The 18109-nt window shown below is 34.2% G+C and carries 16 protein-coding genes; 6 read left to right on the top strand and 10 right to left on the bottom strand.

What is annotated here, in order from left to right:
- Window positions 1-87 precede the first annotated feature (87 nt).
- The 5 genes from GCQ56_RS01550 (at window position 88) to GCQ56_RS01530 (ending at window position 5416) form a co-directional block, all read left to right on the top strand.
- Entirely contained in the window at window positions 88-1089 is a 1002-nt protein-coding gene (locus tag GCQ56_RS01550; RefSeq protein WP_299993029.1) for a bifunctional heptose 7-phosphate kinase/heptose 1-phosphate adenyltransferase, read from the top strand.
- A gap of 210 nt (window positions 1090-1299) precedes the next feature.
- Window positions 1300-2103: a ParA family protein gene (locus GCQ56_RS01545; protein WP_152732634.1), complete on the top strand. Its 804-nt coding sequence runs from the start codon at window positions 1300-1302 to the stop codon at window positions 2101-2103.
- Between the two features lie 22 nt (window positions 2104-2125).
- Window positions 2126-3007 (top strand): ParB/RepB/Spo0J family partition protein, encoded by an 882-nt coding sequence (locus tag GCQ56_RS01540; RefSeq protein WP_152732633.1) that lies wholly within the window; start codon window positions 2126-2128, stop codon window positions 3005-3007.
- Window positions 3008-3035: 28 nt separating this feature from the next.
- Window positions 3036-3704 (top strand): DUF5683 domain-containing protein, encoded by a 669-nt coding sequence (locus GCQ56_RS01535; protein WP_152732632.1) that lies wholly within the window; start codon window positions 3036-3038, stop codon window positions 3702-3704.
- 14 nt (window positions 3705-3718) lie between these two features.
- Window positions 3719-5416 (top strand): lytic transglycosylase domain-containing protein, encoded by a 1698-nt coding sequence (locus GCQ56_RS01530; protein WP_152732631.1) that lies wholly within the window; start codon window positions 3719-3721, stop codon window positions 5414-5416.
- Window positions 5417-5779: 363 nt separating this feature from the next.
- Here the strand turns inward: GCQ56_RS01530 and GCQ56_RS01525 are convergent, their stop codons facing one another.
- The 3 genes from GCQ56_RS01525 to GCQ56_RS01515 are packed head-to-tail and all read right to left on the bottom strand — an operon-like array spanning window position 5780 to window position 8968.
- Window positions 5780-7294: a Gldg family protein gene (locus GCQ56_RS01525; protein WP_152732630.1), complete on the bottom strand. Its 1515-nt coding sequence runs from the start codon at window positions 7292-7294 to the stop codon at window positions 5780-5782.
- 12 nt (window positions 7295-7306) lie between these two features.
- Window positions 7307-8032 (bottom strand): ABC transporter permease subunit, encoded by a 726-nt coding sequence (locus tag GCQ56_RS01520; protein ID WP_152732629.1) that lies wholly within the window; start codon window positions 8030-8032, stop codon window positions 7307-7309.
- A 6-nt stretch (window positions 8033-8038) separates the two neighbouring features.
- Entirely contained in the window at window positions 8039-8968 is a 930-nt protein-coding gene (locus GCQ56_RS01515; protein ID WP_152732628.1) for an ATP-binding cassette domain-containing protein, read from the bottom strand.
- 160 nt (window positions 8969-9128) lie between these two features.
- Between GCQ56_RS01515 and hxpB the strand changes: the two genes are divergently transcribed.
- Entirely contained in the window at window positions 9129-9782 is a 654-nt protein-coding gene (hxpB, locus tag GCQ56_RS01510; protein ID WP_152732627.1) for a hexitol phosphatase HxpB, read from the top strand.
- On the opposite strand, the gene GCQ56_RS01505 is transcribed toward hxpB, so the two are convergent.
- The 7 genes from GCQ56_RS01505 to hpt form a co-directional block, all read right to left on the bottom strand.
- A complete protein-coding gene (locus GCQ56_RS01505; protein ID WP_152732626.1) occupies window positions 9760-10281 on the bottom strand; it encodes a shikimate kinase in 522 nt (173 codons plus the stop codon). The genes hxpB and GCQ56_RS01505 overlap by 23 nt on opposite strands.
- A gap of 51 nt (window positions 10282-10332) precedes the next feature.
- The gene (locus GCQ56_RS01500) at window positions 10333-12939 is read right to left on the bottom strand and encodes a DNA gyrase/topoisomerase IV subunit A (protein WP_152732625.1); all 2607 of its coding nucleotides are present in this window, start codon (window positions 12937-12939) and stop codon (window positions 10333-10335) included.
- Window positions 12940-13026: 87 nt separating this feature from the next.
- Entirely contained in the window at window positions 13027-14859 is a 1833-nt protein-coding gene (locus GCQ56_RS01495; RefSeq protein WP_152732624.1) for a DNA topoisomerase IV subunit B, read from the bottom strand.
- 267 nt (window positions 14860-15126) lie between these two features.
- The gene (locus tag GCQ56_RS01490) at window positions 15127-15819 is read right to left on the bottom strand and encodes a phosphatase PAP2 family protein (RefSeq protein WP_152732623.1); all 693 of its coding nucleotides are present in this window, start codon (window positions 15817-15819) and stop codon (window positions 15127-15129) included.
- A 14-nt stretch (window positions 15820-15833) separates the two neighbouring features.
- A complete protein-coding gene (obgE, locus tag GCQ56_RS01485) occupies window positions 15834-16823 on the bottom strand; it encodes a GTPase ObgE (RefSeq protein WP_152732622.1) in 990 nt (329 codons plus the stop codon).
- Between the two features lie 12 nt (window positions 16824-16835).
- The gene (locus GCQ56_RS01480; protein ID WP_152732621.1) at window positions 16836-17441 is read right to left on the bottom strand and encodes an adenylate kinase; all 606 of its coding nucleotides are present in this window, start codon (window positions 17439-17441) and stop codon (window positions 16836-16838) included.
- A gap of 3 nt (window positions 17442-17444) precedes the next feature.
- On the bottom strand, window positions 17445-17987 hold the full coding sequence (hpt, locus tag GCQ56_RS01475; RefSeq protein ID WP_152732620.1) for a hypoxanthine phosphoribosyltransferase: 543 nt from the start codon (window positions 17985-17987) through the stop codon (window positions 17445-17447).
- Window positions 17988-18109 lie beyond the last annotated feature (122 nt).

The following is an 18109-nucleotide window of genomic DNA, read 5'->3' as shown; positions in this document are numbered from 1 at the left end:
TTAAAAATGCATAAGGAAAACACTAAAAATTCATGAAAAGGCAGATTTGTTTATCTTTGCTGACAGCAATTCAAAAATCAATTGATAGTGAACAAAATTGAATTAGAAAAAACCTTCGAAAGTTTTTCCAATTTTAACGTGCTAATTATTGGCGACGTTATGGTCGATGCCTACGTTTGGGGCAAGGTTGAACGAATTTCACCAGAGGCTCCAGTGCCAATTGTTTCATGTGTTAACAGAGAAAACAGGCTGGGCGGTGCTGCAAATGTTGCCCTTAATATCAAATCAATGGGTGCTAACCCAATTCTTTGTTCCGTTATTGGAAATGATGAAAAAGGAAAAGATTTTCTGAATCTTTTAACTGAAATTCAGCACGAGCAATCTGGTATTGTGACGAGTGATCATCGCAGAACCACTGTAAAAACAAGATTCATTAGCGATAATCAACATCTGATTCGAGTAGATGAAGAAGACACTCATGAACTAGCTGATGAAATTGAATTGGAATTCATAGAACACATCAAAAGTTTGATGGATAAACATACCATTCATGCTGTTGTTTTTGAAGATTACGATAAAGGTGTTATCACCAAAAAATTAATAGAGGATATAACTAACTTGGCAAATCAAAAAGAGATACCAATACTAGTAGACCCGAAAAAACGCCATTACAAAGACTATAAAAATGTTAGTCTGTTTAAGCCAAACTTTAAAGAATTTGTTGAAGGATCAAATCTAGATCTGGAAAAAGGAAATATTGAAGGTTTATTCGCTGAAGCTAAAAAGTTTCAAAACGAAATGGGTATTAATAAATTGTTAATAACTCTATCTGAGCTAGGTGTTTTTATCAGCAATGAGAATACTTATGAACACATTCCTGCTGTAGTTAGAGAAATTGCAGATGTTTCGGGTGCTGGTGATACAGTAATTAGTGTGGCTACACTTTGTCTTGCTGCTGGAATGCAAGCAAAAGAAGTTGCTGCAATTTCGAATTTAGCAGGTGGCATTGTATGCGAAATACCTGTAGTTGTGCCAATTGATAAGGATCAATTGTTAAGTGAGAGTATAAAAATATTCTCATCAAACTAAAATTAAACAAATTCACATCTTCATTATGAACAAGATTGACCTCAAGTCTATTTGTTTTTAAAGGAATGTTTGAATTTTACTAAATATATGTTGATAATTCTCTGATACTTGTTACTATTTTAGAATGTCTCAAAATTTTAAATGTCGCTTAAAAGTGTATCTTTGAAAACATCAATTAATTTAATTTAATCCTTGTAATACGAATTGTTTATGGCTAAAATTATTGCTCTAGCGAACCAAAAAGGAGGGGTTGGAAAAACTACCTCTGCTATCAATCTGGCTTCGAGTCTTGCTGTGTTGGAGTATAAGGTATTGATCATTGATGCAGATCCACAAGCAAATTCGACATCAGGAATTGGTTTTGATGTTCGCACTATCGACAAAAGTATTTACGAATGTATTGTTGATGGTATTGATCCTAAAGAAGCTGTTCTAAATAGTGAAATTGAAGGATTTGATATTATTCCATCTCATATCGACTTGGTCGGTGCCGAGATTGAAATGTTAAACCTTGCCAATCGTGAAAAGATTCTTCTAAATGTATTGGAAAAAGTTAGATCTGATTACGATTTCATTTTAATTGATTGTTCTCCATCTCTCGGTTTAATAACTGTTAATGCACTTACAGCTGCTGATTCTGTAATTATTCCAGTTCAATGTGAATATTTTGCATTGGAAGGGTTAGGAAAACTTTTAAATACAATTAAAATCATACAGAACCGTTTAAATACAGAATTGGAAATTGAAGGTTTCCTTTTAACCATGTATGATAGTCGTTTAAGATTATCGAATCAGGTAGTAAGTGAAGTTCGTAAGCATTTCCAGGATATGGTTTTTGAAACAATAATTCAAAGAAATACTAAACTTGGTGAAGCTCCTAGTTATGGGAAACCTGCAATTCTTTACGATGCAGACTCAGTTGGAGCAATTAATTACCTAAATTTGGCACGTGAATTATTGCAAAATAACGATATGACCAAATCGAGCAATAAAGAAAAAATTATTAGCGAATAATAAATAATTCTGAAGGAGTACCATGGCAAAAAAAAGCGCATTAGGAAGAGGTTTAGGAGCACTAATTGATGATGTTGAAGAAGTTCAGGCAAAAAACCCTGAGAGAAGCTTAAGTAACGAAATTGAAATTTCTAAAATTGAAGCTAACCCATATCAACCTAGAACAAAGTTTGATGAAGAGGCTTTAAATGAACTTGCTCAATCTATTAAGGAACTGGGTATCGTTCAACCAATTACTGTTCGTAAAATTAACAACAACTCTTACCAGCTTATTGCCGGGGAAAGAAGATACAGAGCTGCAAAAATTGCTGGACTTACCAAAGTTCCTGTATATATTCGCATGGCTGAAGATGATAAAATGCTTGAATTAGCATTGGTAGAAAATATTCAGCGTGAAGATCTTGATTCTATTGAAGTTGCCATTTCGTATCAAAGGTTAATTGATGAATGTAAATTAACACAAGAAAGTTTATCTGATCGCGTTGGTAAAAAACGCTCAACCATATCCAACTATTTACGACTACTAAGACTACCTGCCGAAATCCAAAAAGGAATTCGTGAGAAAAGACTACTAATGGGGCACGCAAGAGCATTGGTAAATGTTGATGACCCAAAATCGCAATTGGACATTTTCCAATTGACTGTTGAAAATGATTTCTCTGTTCGAAAAGTAGAAGAATTGGTTCGCTCCCTTAATAATGGTGCCAAAGAGGAGAAAAAACCAGCCTCTAAAATCAATCTTCCGAAAGAATATGAATCATTAAAAGATCACTTATCGCAACATTTTAAAACGAAAGTTGATCTTAAGCGTACCAATAATGGTAAAGGAAAAATTATTATTCCTTTTAAATCAGATGATGATCTTGAACGCATTTTAGCGGTTATGGATCAAATGAATTCGTAAGATAGTTGAACAATTAAAAAGTTTCAAATTGAATAATTTACGCCCACTCCTGATAACAGGAGTCGTATTTCTTGCTATGCTTTTCACTAGCATTTTGAAGGTAGAAGCACAGCAATTTACCGCTGACACAGTGCAAGTTGTTGAGTCGAATGTTAAAATTCATTCACCTCATAAGGCTACCATGTATTCGGTTATTTTGCCCGGATTAGGTCAGGCTTACAATAAAAAATACTGGAAAATTCCAATTCTTTACGCTGGAATTGGTGCTACCATTTACGCAATTAATTGGAACACGAAAAATTTCAAGAGATACAAAAATGGGTTCAAAGATTTTTCCAATTATTACGATTTTAAATATCAAGATCCTGACTTGGAAACTCCAATTGATGAACCTTCTACAAAAAGATATGAGGATCTTTATACCGATGGATTTGATTTTGAAAATTCAAGCTCAAGTTTCGACAGTTGGTTTAAAACACAATTGAAAAATAAAAAAGATTCATACAAACAAGATCGGGATCTTAGCTATATCATTTTAGCAGGAGTTTACGTATTAAATATCATTGATGCAGCAATTGATGCACATTTTACCAATTTTAACGTAAACGATAACTTAACCATTAGAGTTGAGCCTGCTGTTAGCTATTCAGCATTATCAGGCAATTCGCTTGGTTTTAGATGTCAAATTACATTTTAAGACGAGAGAGAGAAATGAGAAGAAAGAGATTTTTAATCCCCTGCATTTTATTGGGAACAGCATTTGCGTGCAGTACAATTAAACCTGTATCGCAAGAACAAAATAGCACAGAACCAGAAATAATTGCCGATAATACTTTATCTGAAATTGATACTCTTGTTACCGAAGTTGAAACTATTCTTCCTACAAAAGATATCGATACGCTAGCTTTTCTTAAATTAAATATAGTTGATGTTCGAACAGATTTAGATGATGTTATCAATACTAGTTTTTCGAACAATTTGGATAGCTTGGTTCATTTATGGTATGTGAAAAACTCCATTAAAACCAACGAATACACAAAAAGTAGTTCATACACTCCTGAAAAATTATCCGATTCGATTTATATTGAAAGGTTAGGACAAATTCCATCGCTAATTGATTTATCTTACAACAAGATTGTTAAAAATTACATCCAGTTGTATTCTGAAAAAAGAAGATCTCAAGTTGAAATGATGATGGGAATGTCGGAATACTACTTCCCTATTTTCGAAGAAATTCTAGATAAAGAAGGTTTACCTCAAGAATTAAAATATTTACCAATAATTGAATCTGCTTTAAATCCAAAAGCGCTTTCAAGAGCTGGAGCGAGTGGTTTGTGGCAATTTATGTACGGTACTGGCAGGATGTATAAATTGGATATCAATTCATTTGTTGATGAAAGAAGAGATCCTGTAAAAGCTAGTTATGCCGCAGTTAAGTATCTTAAAGATATGTATAAAGTATATGGCAATTGGCATTTGGTTATTGCTGCCTACAATTGTGGTCCGGGTAATGTAAACAAAGCCATACGTCGTAGTGGTGGAAAAAGAAATTATTGGGATATTTATTATCGATTACCCCGTGAAACAAGAGGATATGTTCCTGCTTTTATAGCCGCTATTTATACTTTTAATTATCACAAAGAGCATCAATTATTTCCAAAACCTTCGAGCTTACCAATTGCTTGCGATACATTAATGATTGATGAAACTCTGCATTTTGATCAAGTTTCAAATGTAATCAACATACCTAAAGGACAATTAAGAGATTTAAATCCTCAGTACCGAGCAGATATTATTCCTGGAGGTAAAAAAGCGTATGCTTTAAAAATACCATTGGAATACACATCAAAATTCATCGACCTACAAGATTCTATTTTTGCATATAAGAAGGATTTCTACTTCAGTCAGAAAGATAAGGTTGTAAATCCACGAGACAGATATCAGAAATTTGTACATGTTACACCTAAAAATAAAGCTAAGGTATATTATAAAGTAAAGCCGGGCGATGCTGTTGGACTAATTGCATCGTGGTTTCATGTGCGAACATCAGACCTTAGATATTGGAATAACGTTAGACGAAACTTAATAAAAGTAGGTCAAAAATTGGTTGTTTACGTTCCTAAAAATAAAGCAGCTTTTTATAAAGATTTTAATAGCATGAGCTATACTCAAAAGCAGGCAACCTTAGGTAAAACAACAAGTACTCCAAAAAAATCGGTAAGCAAACCAAGTGCAGTTAAATATGATGGGTCGTACGTATATTATACCGTACGAAGGGGAGATAATTTTTGGACAATAGCTAAAAAATTTCCAGGTATTTCAAATTACGATATCATGAAAATGAACAACATTACAAATGCTAAAAATTTAAAGGTTGGACAAAAGCTAAAGATTAAACCCAAAAGCTAAAATCAAAAAAATACAATAAAAAAAAGCGAAGAGTAATCTTCGCTTTTTTTGTGTGAATTATTAACAAGAATGTTCGTTTTATTCACATTCCAATTCCTTTTTATTTATAAGCTTTTTAAATTAAACCGAATATAAATCTCTTATCTGTTAATTATCTACAACTTACCGACATAATACTATTTACAATAGTGTATATCCATATTTTTTTTTGATATGTCGTTTGAATATAATTAAATTGCTTTCGATAAATAAAAATCAACTTTTGTTGTTTTTATTTGTTCCCCGATTCATTGATATGCTAATAAGCTTCCGGTATACCCCTCCCCGGGAAACCGGAAGTCGGGAACAACTTCCTATATTTGTTTACTTTATAAAGCCTGGTCGCATTCTTTTTGCTCTCTTAATACTTCGTTGTCTAAATCGTATTAAACCATAAACAATTAATAATATTACCGGGATTAAGAAATTAAAATATTTAATTAAGAATACCTTCCCATCAGATAACTTATTAATTGGTCTGGAATTCACACCTTTAGTTCTTAAACTCATTAAACCGGAATCATCAGATAACCAATCAACTGCATTTGCAAAAAAATTGATATTGTCTTTTTGAATGGGAATTTTATTTTGTCCAACACCATTTACAATAAAATTACCATCGCCCACCAAACAGATTTTGGCTTCCTTTTCTCCTCCCATTGAACCTTTTAGAGTTGCTGCCAATGTTAAATCTGGATAAAGAAAATCTTGAGTTCTCCACGATCGTCCAATATTAAAACTAATTGGAGCTTTTAATTTACCTGAAATTTTAGAAGTATATGCTAATGGCTGGTATTCTAATATAGTATCTCCAATATAAGTAATCGGACTCGCAAATTGCATAATCATAGTTTCAATTCCATCTGTAATACTATGGTTCTCGAAATGAGATACCACAGGAAGAAAAGGGAAATTTACCTGCTTAGGAAAAGAGAAAAATCCTTGCTGTTGAACGGTAACCGTACCACACTGTTTATCTACAATAAATGAGTCTTCAACGTACAATCCTCTTTTTTCCAACCATCTTTCTAAACCAGTATTTACACTAACTCCAATACCATCGTTAAGCATTCCATTTACTCGTTCCATAGCAATCATCAAACTACCACCTTGTGCTAAATAAGAGTCGAGTCGACCTAATTGAGTACTTGAAATTGTACCGGTTGGTCCCAATAATATTAAAGATTTATATTGATTTAAATCCGGTTCAGATAAAAGGTGGATTGGCTTAATGTCGTATAGGATAGTAAGCTCATTTATAACCTGTTCCACAGCAGCTAATGCGGGCTCTCCATGTCCCATAATGTAGCCAATCTGAGGTTTATCAACTATTGTTAATCGTTTTATAAGTGTAGACAAGGTATATTCCATAGCAATACCTGGTTTAATCAATGGTATTGCCTCAAACTGATCACCAACCTGAATTACCATACCTAGAAAAACTCTCTGTACTTTCAGTTGATCTTTTTCACGAATTTCTAAGGGAACCGGATGAATACCAGCATCGATGGCTTCTTGTTCCAGTTCTTCATTATTGTTTGGATTAATGTATTCAAAATCTATTTTTCGTTTACTATAATGATTGTATTCCGTTAGTAAATTCTTAAGATCCTGAACAGATCTATTTACATCAGGAGGAAGATCATCCGAAATGTATAACGTGATAATGATAGATTCATCAACTTCTTGCAGAATTCGTTTCGTTGAACGATCCAGTGTATATCTCTTATCTTCAGTAAAATCTGCACGCAAAAAGAACATTGAAGATAATGAATTCAGAATAATGATAAATCCTGCAAGAGTTAGAATACTATATATTATATTTTTCCTTTTCACCATAACACTTACGAATTAAACATGCAGATTTCGATTAGACAATATCTGTTTAGAAGTGTACAAACAGAAAAATACAATTGATAAAAAATAGATAATATCCTTGGTATCCACCACACCACGTGTAATGGATTCGAAATGTGTTGAAAGGCTGATATAGCTGAATAAATTGCCAGTAAAACCAACAAAATTAGCAGCTAAAACATCAAATATTATATGAAAAAATATCCCTATAGATAAACCTGACAATGATGCAACAATAGGATTCGAAAACAAACAACTTGTTAGCAATCCAATGCTAATATAAACCATACTCATTAGAAGTAAACCAACATAACCTAGCAGAATAGCAGAATGATCGACAGGACCAATAGACCAAAGTGTAAAGTAATAAACAACAGTTGGAGCTAAGGCGATTACTATTAAAAGTAAGGTAGAAAGAAATTTTCCCAATATCAATTGCCAATCGCTAACTGGCTTGGTTAACAATAACTCCAGAGTGCCTTCTGTTAACTCTCCGGCGATTGATTTCATGGTTAAAGCTGGAATAAAGATAAAAAGACTCCAATATGCAACTGTGAAAAAAGTATTCAAATTAGCCTGCCCAACAAAAAATACATCGGCACCATAAACCCAGGTAAAAAAACCACTGAATCCTAAAAAGATTACTATTAAAACATAAGCCGTGAGTGAATCAAAAAATGTATTCAGTTCGCGAGTAGCGATATGTAAGATTTGCTTCATACTTATTTAATGAAGAGTTAATTCTCGGAAAATATCTTCCAATTTAGTTTCGTTTGGTGTTAATTCTGAAATATAGTAATTGTTTTGTACACAAGCGTCGAATATTGCCTTTACCGAAGAAGTGTCAGCAATTGATTGTATTTCGAATATTTGCTTATCAGCATCAATAAAATCGACTGTTTCAATCGTTTCGATATTGACAAGACATTCAAAAATTTCATTCACATCACCACCTTGAACACCTAACTTTAAGATCTCATTACCTGCAGCTTGTTTTCTCAGTTCCTCCGCTGTTCCATCAACAACAATTCTTCCATTATTAATGATTAAAATTCTATCGCAAGTTGCTTCAACTTCAGCAAGTATATGAGAACTCAATATTACCGTTTTCTCTTTTCCAATTCTTTTTATCAACTCACGAATTTCTACAATCTGATTGGGATCTAATCCTGTTGTAGGCTCATCTAAAATTAAAATTTCAGGGTCATGAATTAATGCCTGAGCCAAACCAACTCTTTGCTGATAACCTTTTGATAATTCACTGATTAACTTATGCTTCTCTCCTTCCAATCCACAAGTTCGAATCATATCCAATATTCTTTCAGGTATCAAATATTTCGGAACATCGTGAATCTTAGCTATAAACTCCAAAAAATCAATGATATTCATATCATCATACAAAGGATTGTTTTCAGGTAAATAACCAATGTTTTTCTTAATTGTACCCGGATGCTCATGAATTGAATAACCACCAACCTTTATATCACCTTCCTCAGGTATAATATAACAAGCAATAGCTTTCATTGTAGTTGTTTTTCCTGCGCCATTAGGACCCAAAAAGCCTAAAACTTCACCTGCCTTAACGCGAAAAGACACATTATCTACAGCCTTTTGTGGACCATATCTTTTAGTCAAATGCTCAACAACAATATCCATAAACAAATAATATCTTTGGTTCTTAACAAATTTAAAAAATTCGAGACCTTTATACTTCGGCTATTCTAGATTTAACAATTATTAACAATTTGATAAGAGTTGATAAAAATACAACAATAGCGAAAAGAAGTAAATTTGGGGCTTATTAAAATATACAAGGATGATAAAAGCTGTTATTTTCGATATGGATGGATTGTTGATTAACTCAGAACCTTTTTGGCAAGAAAGTGAAACCAAAGTATTCAATTCTCTTGGTATTAAGACCAATAAGGCAATGTTCGAAAAATTCATGGGGAAAAGAATTGATGAAGTTGTTGATGTGATGTGGGAAATGCAGCAATGGAATGGAAAATCGAAAGAACAAGTCGTTATTGAAATTGTTGATAATGTAATTGAATTGGTTAGAGAAAAAGGAGAAGCCATTCCGGGGGTACTTGATACTTTAAATTCATTCCAAAAATCATCCTATAAAATAGGACTTGCATCTTCATCAAAGCTTAGAATAATTGAGGCTGTATTAGATAAACTTGCTATCAAATCTTATTTTGAAGTTGTTCACTCTGCAGAATTTGAAGAATATGGCAAGCCCCATCCTCAAACCTTTATCTCAGCAGCAAAAATGCTAAATGTAAAACCCAATGATTGCCTTGTTTTTGAAGATTCTTTAAATGGTGTTATATCCGCTTTAGCAGCTAATATGAAATGTATTGCTATTCCAGAACAAGAAGCAACAAATCTGGATAAATTTATTATTGCTGATAAAACACTTAACAGCCTGGAAGAATTTTCTATTACCGATTTGCAGTATTTATAATCGGCTCAAGCAATTTGATAAAATCGGATAATTCCAAATTGCCCGAAACAATTTTGTGTTTTGCCTGATGATAAAAAGGCAATCTGTTCTGAAGATGTCTCTTGATATACTCTAACAAATCATCTTGAGACAAATTCTTAACCAATGGTCGTTCCGTTTTCGATTCAGTAATTCTCTCTCTCAACAACTCTGGTGAGGCTTCGATATATAATGTGGCACCCAAAGAGTTCATTATCTCCATATTATTATTAAAACAGGGCGCACCTCCACCAGTGGAAATTATTGTGTTTTCTAAATCAGAAATGGAATATAAAGCTTCATTTTCACGTTTACGAAAACCACTTTCATTAAATTTGGCAAATATCTCTGGAATAGATAAGTTTTCTCTTTCTTCAATCAAACTATCCAAATCAACAAAATTATAAGCATAGTAATCCGCGATCATTTTACCCCAGCGTGACTTCCCGCAGCCCATATATCCTACCAAAAATATTCGCATAATAGTTATCAAATAAAAACAGGTACAATAAGCACCTGTCCCGATTATATTTTAATTCTTCTGATTATCATCTCCCTTTGCCTCAACAACTTCTAATTGAGTTTCTGAATCCTCCTGTTTAGTAATCTCATTTTCTCGTGGAAGGGGATCAATTTCTTTAATCCTATCAATTTCGTAAATACTTAATCTTTTACCTCTAGCCTTAAACGATTTCACACCTATAAATTCAGCACCTTCGATCACCTCATCAGGTCTATCATCGTTTTTACCACCAAACGAAATTTCAAAACGTGGATACTGTTCGTCGGTTAAGATCATTAATTTATTTTCTGCATTCTCTCCAATAAATCCAACAGGTTTACCGTTGCCCTCCATTGTAAAACGCTTCAAGTAATAATATTCCTGATCGGCATCGTAGAACACAGCTGTCCAAACTTTCTCAGCATCATATTTCTCAATGATACTTATTGTATCAGAGTAATGATTACTTAAATCGAATCCAGTAAAATGGAAAGTTGCTGCTCTACGAATCACCAAAATTCTATCATCACCCATGAATTCGCCAAGGAAATCTCCTCTTTGATCGGTATTCAATCTTAAAACATCTGGGTCAAACCAAATTTTTCGACCTCCAAGAGTAGAAACTCCTTCATGCTTTAAAGTGATTTTATGCACATCATTTCTCGAAAGAATATTTCCCATGGAAGCTCTTCCTTTTACCGCCAATTCAGCAAAATCGAATTCAAAATTTAACTTCTTTAAACGCGGCTTAGGCTTAAGAACTACTCTAATTATTTCTGCTTCTCCATTTGGATTGGCACTAAAATATAAGATTCTAGAACCTGTAGTTCCTTTGGTTAAATTGTATTCCTTATCACGAGTAATACTTGTCACAGAGAATCTTTTGATATAACAAATTCCTCCTTTTCCATCGCGATAAGCAACATTGTAAATGGTTCGTTTATCGTTCTTACGAAATACTGCTATATGCAAGATATTTTTTCCAATAAATGACTTCTCTGAAACTTTAGTTACAAAGTAAGTTCCATCTTTTCGGATTAAAATAATGTCATCAATATCCGAACAATCGCAAACATACTCGTCCTTTTTAAGACCAGTTCCCATGAAACCATCTTCGCGATTGATATATAATTTTTGATTTGCGACAACAACTTTTGTTGCTACAATATTTTCGAAACTTCTAATTTCCGTTTTACGCTCTCTTCCCTTACCATACTTTTTCTTAATTGCCTGGAAATATCGAATGGTAAATGGAATAATATTGGCAATATGAACATTGATTTCCTCAATTTCATCTTCGATAGACTGAATGAAATCTTTTGCCTTATCAATATCAAATTTAGAAATTCTCTTGATTTTGATCTCCGTTAAACGAACAATATCATCCTGTGTAACGGCGCGCATTAAATGTTTGGTATGCGGCTTTAAACCATCATCAATAGTTTTCAATACCGATTCCCAAGTCTCACACTCCTCAATGTCACGATAAATTCTATTTTCGATAAAAATTCGTTCTAGCGATGCATAATGCCAGGCATCTTCCAACTCACTCTTTCGAATCTCAAGTTCAAGCTTAAGCAAAGCAACTGTATTATCCGCAGAACGCCTTAAAATTTCAGCAATTCCAATAAACTTTGGCGTATCATTTTCAATTATACATGCATTTGGAGAAATTGAAATTTCACAATCTGTAAATGCATATAAGGCATCAATTGTTTTATCGGATGAAATTCCGGTTGCCAAATGAATTAAAATTTCTACATCAGCAGCAGTATTGTCATCAATTTTTTTAATCTTGATTTTACTCTTATCGTTTGCCTTAATAATCGAATCAATAACCGAAGTGGTAGTCTTCCCATAAGGAATCTGAGTAATTTTTAAGGTTTTATTGTCAACCTTTTCAATTTTTGCTCGAACCTTAACTGCTCCTCCTCTTAATCCATCATTATAACGGCTTACTTCAATCATTCCTGCAGTTGGAAAGTCAGGATACAATTCGAACTCATCTCCTTTTAAATAGGAAATACAAGCTTGAATCAATTCAATAAAGTTATGAGGCAAAATTTTAGATGCTAAACCTACTGCAATTCCTTCTACTCCCTGAGCTAAAAGCAAAGGAAACTTTACCGGAAGTGTAATTGGTTCACGGTTTCTACCATCATAAGATTGTTTCCAATTTGTAGTTTTTGGATTAAAAAGAACCTCTAAAGCAAACTTCGACAATCTCGCTTCAATGTAACGAGGTGCAGCCGAAGAGTCACCCGTTAGTATATTTCCCCAGTTTCCTTGAGTATCAATTAACAAATCTTTTTGTCCTAATTGTACAAGTGCATCGCCAATAGAGGCATCTCCATGAGGGTGATACTGCATTGTATTACCAATAATATTAGCAACTTTATTGTATCTGCCATCATCAAGCTGTTTCATGGCGTGCAATATTCTACGCTGAACAGGTTTTAATCCATCATTCACATAGGGAACCGCACGTTCCAAAATTACATAAGATGCATAATCAAGAAACCAATCCTGATACATACCAGAAAGATAGGTAACATTGCGCATCGCTTCGGATTGCGCACCATTTACCTCATTTTCCATTTCCTCTGGTGTTTCCATATCTTCTGTCTCTTCGCTCATAGAGAAATTAGGGTTTAATTGTTAGAGTTCTTGGTCTAAGCCAATGGGAATTCGCTTTACTTCTAAATTTACATTCTTTAAATGCGTTTACACCTCATCCTTTTCAACATGCAAATTCTTGATGATAAATTCTTGTCTGTTTGGTGTATTTTTACCCATGTAAAATTCCAACATTCCTGAAACAGAATCATCTTTTTTCATCACAACAGGATCCAATCGAATATCTTTTCCGATAAAGTTCTTAAACTCATCTGGCGATATCTCTCCCAAACCTTTAAAGCGAGTAATTTCAGGTTTGGCTCCCAATCTTTTCATTGCTTTTTCTCTCTCCTCTTCGGAGTAGCAATATATTGTTTTGCGTTTATTTCTTACTCTAAATAAAGGAGTTTGCAAAATATACAAATGTCCACTTCTCACAATATCAGGAAAGAATTGAAGGAAGAAGGTAATTAATAATAAGCGAATGTGCATACCATCCACATCGGCATCCGTTGCGATAATCACATTATTGTAACGCAAACCTTCCATGCCATCCTCTATATTCAAAGCTGCCTGAAGCAAATTAAACTCTTCGTTTTCGTAAACAATTTTCTTGGTTAAGCCATAAGTATTTAACGGTTTACCTTTCAAACTAAATACAGCTTGTGTGTTTACATTTCTTGATTTTGTGATTGAACCACTCGCAGAATCTCCCTCGGTAATAAATATCGATGTTTCCGATTTCTGCTCATGTTTGGAGTTAAAGTGAACACGACAATCGCGAAGCTTACGATTGTGTAAACTTGCTTTTTTCGCTCTCTCTTTTGCTATTTTCTTAATCCCGGAAATGGCTTTACGCTCTTTTTCTGATTCTAATATTTTCTTGTGAAGGATTTCTGCAACATCTGGATTTTTATGTAGATAGTTATCCAAATTTGAAGTAACAAAATCCATAATAAAGTTACGAACCGAAGGACCTTTAGGTCCAATATCCTTAGAACCCAATTTGGTTTTGGTTTGCGATTCGAAAACTGGCTCTTCCACTTTTACGCTAATTGCAGCAATAATTGACGTTCTTATATCAGAAGTATCGAAATCTTTTTTGTAGAAATCGCGAATGGCTTTTACTAAAGCTTCTCTGAAGGCAGCTAAATGAGTTCCACCCTGCGTAGTATGCTGTCCATTTACAAACGAGTAGTATTCCTCTCCATACTGGCGTCCGTGTGTTAGAGCAACCTCAATGTCTTCCCCTTTCATGTGTACAATATTGTACAAAGGTTCAGAGTTCATATTCTCATTCAATAAATCAAGCAATCCATTTTTGGATAAAAATCGCTGACCATTGAAATAGATTGAAAGACCTGCATTCAAATACACATAGTTTTTCAGCATCGTTTCAATGTACTCTGAAATAAACCTGTAATTCGAAAACAGCTCTTCATCGGGATGAAAAGTAATCTTTACACCATTTTTTTCTTCACTTGCCTGAATATCCTCCTCATGAATTAAAGCCCCTCTGCAAAACTGTGCTTTCTTCACCTCTCCATCGCGAAATGATTCTATAATAAATTCATCAGATAAAGCATTTACCGCTTTTATACCAACTCCATTTAAACCAACTGATTTTTTAAAGGCTTTTGAATCGTATTTTGCTCCGGTATTCATTTTGGAAGTAACATCAATTACTTTACCCAAGGGAATACCACGACCATAGTCGCGCACCGTTACTTTTCTATCGGCAATACTTACCTCTATTGATTTACCAATTCCCATGGCAAACTCATCAATAGAGTTATCAATTACCTCTTTTATTAGAATATAAATACCATCATCATGAGAAGATCCATCGCCAAGCTTACCGATATACATACCGGGACGTTTACGAATGTGTTCTTTCCAATCTAATGTACGTATTGAGTCTTCAGAATATTTTGCAGTCATGAAAAATCGCGTTTTTACAAATATAGCTAAAAGAACGATTCCTTAGAAAGTTGTTTATCAACAGGCTGTTAAAACGCACTAAGAATAAGCACTAAGAGGACAGCTCAATAATTCTTATTTCATTAAAAATCAATCGAATTAACTCTAGTGATCCAAAATGATTCCAAATAAGAAAGTATATATATTTTTAGAAAATCACAGCAATATACTTAACATTAATATACTAAATTGACAGATTTTACGAGAAATATTGTGAGATAATAAGAATTAGAACAATCCATATTTAAGTAGTTTTTTAACCAAAAGACATATGGTTATTATTTCGATGGAAGCTACTCCAATTATAAGCCAAACTGTAGAATAATCAATTCCTTTTACTCTTCGTCCAAGCTTTACCTGAGCAAATCCTCTTTTAATTGTCCACCATTGGGTTAATCTATAAACACCAAATCCCAGTAGTAAACCTAGAAGCATTCCACCAATAATATCACCAGGAAAATGCACCCCTAAATAAATCCTCGTGTACACCACCAACAAGGACCATGAAAACACAAAGAATGTGTATAATCTATTTTTGAAGAGTAAAGAGGTAAATAAAGCAAAACCGAAGGAATTGGTTGCATGAGATGATACAAAGCCAAACCTCCCTCCTGTGTAGCCGCTAACCAGGTTTATCATACCCTTTAAGGATGGATCACGACTTGGTCGAAATCTTTCGAATACATTTTTGAAAAGCTGAGTAGATATCTGATCGCATAGGAATACTAATAGAAAAGCTCCTAGAATCCACCACACAGCTTCTTTACCCTTAAATTTATATATCTGATAAAGCAATAAAAGATACAATGGAATCCAAAACTCTTTGCGGGTAAAAAACATCATTACAACATCCCAAAATGGCGTATTGTGGCTGTTCAGCCAAATTAAAAGTTCTTTATCCAGTTGAATTAGGGTTTCCATTGACTATTATTTTTTTATTGATTGATTGCTTTCCAAACCATATCTTTCAATTCCATCATCCCTTTTTGTGCTACAGATGATATAAACACGAATGGAATTTCAGGTAAATCTTCTTTTATTTCATCCATTAGCTCCTCATCCAACATATCTGATTTTGTAATAGCAAGTAATCTTTGCTTATCCAGCAATTCCGGATTAAACTGCTTTAACTCATTCAGAAGAACTTTGTACTCCTTATGAATATCATCACTATCTGCAGCCACCATAAATAGTAAAACTGAATTTCGTTCAATATGACGTAAGAATCGCAAACCTAATCCACGACCTTCGTGAGCTCCTTCGATAATACCAGGTATATCTGCCATTACAAAAGAACGATCGTCACGATATGCTACAATTCCAAGGTTTGGAACCAAAGTTGTAAAATGATATTCTGCGATTTTTGGTTTTGCAGCCGAAACTACTGAAAGTAATGTTGATTTTCCCACACTTGGGAATCCAACCAAACCAACATCAGCCAACACCTTTAATTCCAAAATAACCGATCTTTCAACTCTTTCGCCACCCGATTGTGCATAGCGCGGAGTTTGATTGGTAGATGAACGGAAATTCCAGTTTCCTAGACCTCCACGACCACCTTTTACAAGAATCTTTTCCTCACCATCTTCCGTTACATCAAAAATAACTTCTCCGGTCTCAGCATCACGAGCAACCGTTCCTAATGGAACCTCAATTACCTCATCCTCTCCATCTCGACCAGTACTGCGACTCTGACTACCAGAACCACCATCTCCACCAAAAATGTGACGACTAAACTTCAAATGAATTAAGGTCCACAATTGAGAGTTCGCACGAATAATAATGTGTCCTCCACGTCCACCATCTCCACCATCAGGTCCTCCTTTCATCGTTAACTTATCACGATGAAGGTGAGTAGAACCATTTCCTCCGGCTCCGGAGCGACAAAATATTTTTACGTAATCAACAAAGTTAGACCCCGACATAATTTTTCTATTCTATTGTATTTCTGCGTATGCAGATTTTACTGATAATTGAGATTCTACCAAAATTGAAATACGTTCCAAAACTTCCTCTGTTGTTCCCATGGCATCAACAGAATGATAAACTCCCATTTTTTTATATTCTACCGCAATTGGTGCAGTAACATCATCATATATTCGCAAACGCTTTTCAATTACTTCACGTCCACTATCATCTGGTCTTCCCGAAGTTTCTCCTCTTTTCAGAAGACGCTGAATCAATTCTTCCTCTTCAACCTTCAGTTCAACCACTATATCAACAATACCATTTCGTTTGGCTAGCATATCCGAAAACACTGGAATTTGACCTTCATGTCTTGGCATACCATCATAAACAAAACCTCTTGCCTGACTATTACTATCAAGAAATTTCTCAACAATACGATACGCCAATTTATCCGGAAAAAAATTCCCCCCATCGATCAACCTCTTTGCCTCTAATCCTTCAGGAGTAGCTTGTTTAATTTCCTCTCGACAAACATCACCAGTTGATAAATGAATTAAATCAAATTTTTCCTGAATTAATTTAGATTGGGTTCCTTTACCTGAGCCCGGAGGTCCAAACAAAACAATATTCAACATTCTTTATTCAATTACAGTATAAATATCTGGAAGGTTTCTTCCAATTCCATCATAATCCAAACCTCTACCAACAATAAAATCGTTAGGAATATCCATACCTACGTAATCTATCTTTACGTCACGAATTAAAGCATCAGGTTTAAATAACATTGTTGCTACTAAAACTTCTTTTGCATTGTAATCTTGAATTTGCTCAAGAGTATTCGAAATTGTAATTCCAGTATCAACAATATCTTCCAACAAGACTACTGTACGATCATTTAAATCCTCGGTAAATCCCATTAATTTCTTCACCTTACCTGTTGTCTGCATTCCACCTTCATAAGAAGATAATCGCATAAAGGTAATTTGCGAATTCTCAACTGTAATTTGCTTCATTAAATCTGAAGCAAACATGAACGACCCGTTAAGGATGCAGATAAACAAAGGATCTTTCCCTTTCAAATCTTCATTCATTTTCTCCGCCATTTGGGTAATCACCTTATCAATTTTCTCTGCAGGAATTGATACTCTAAACTCTCGATCCAGAAGTTTTACTGTTTTCATTGGTTGTAAATTTGTCTTAGTTGTCCGATCTCCCCTTTCAGAAAATCCCTGAATTATCGGGCGATTAAGGCAATGCCCTAAACTATCGTGTTCGTAATTTTATTCCATATTCATCAGGAAAT

The organism is Marinifilum sp. N1E240, from assembly GCF_009295825.1.
Lineage (GTDB): Bacteria > Bacteroidota > Bacteroidia > Bacteroidales > Marinifilaceae > Marinifilum_A > Marinifilum_A sediminis.
The sequence above is the reverse complement of the archived record's forward strand: the minus strand, read 5'-3'. Positions and strand labels throughout refer to the sequence as shown.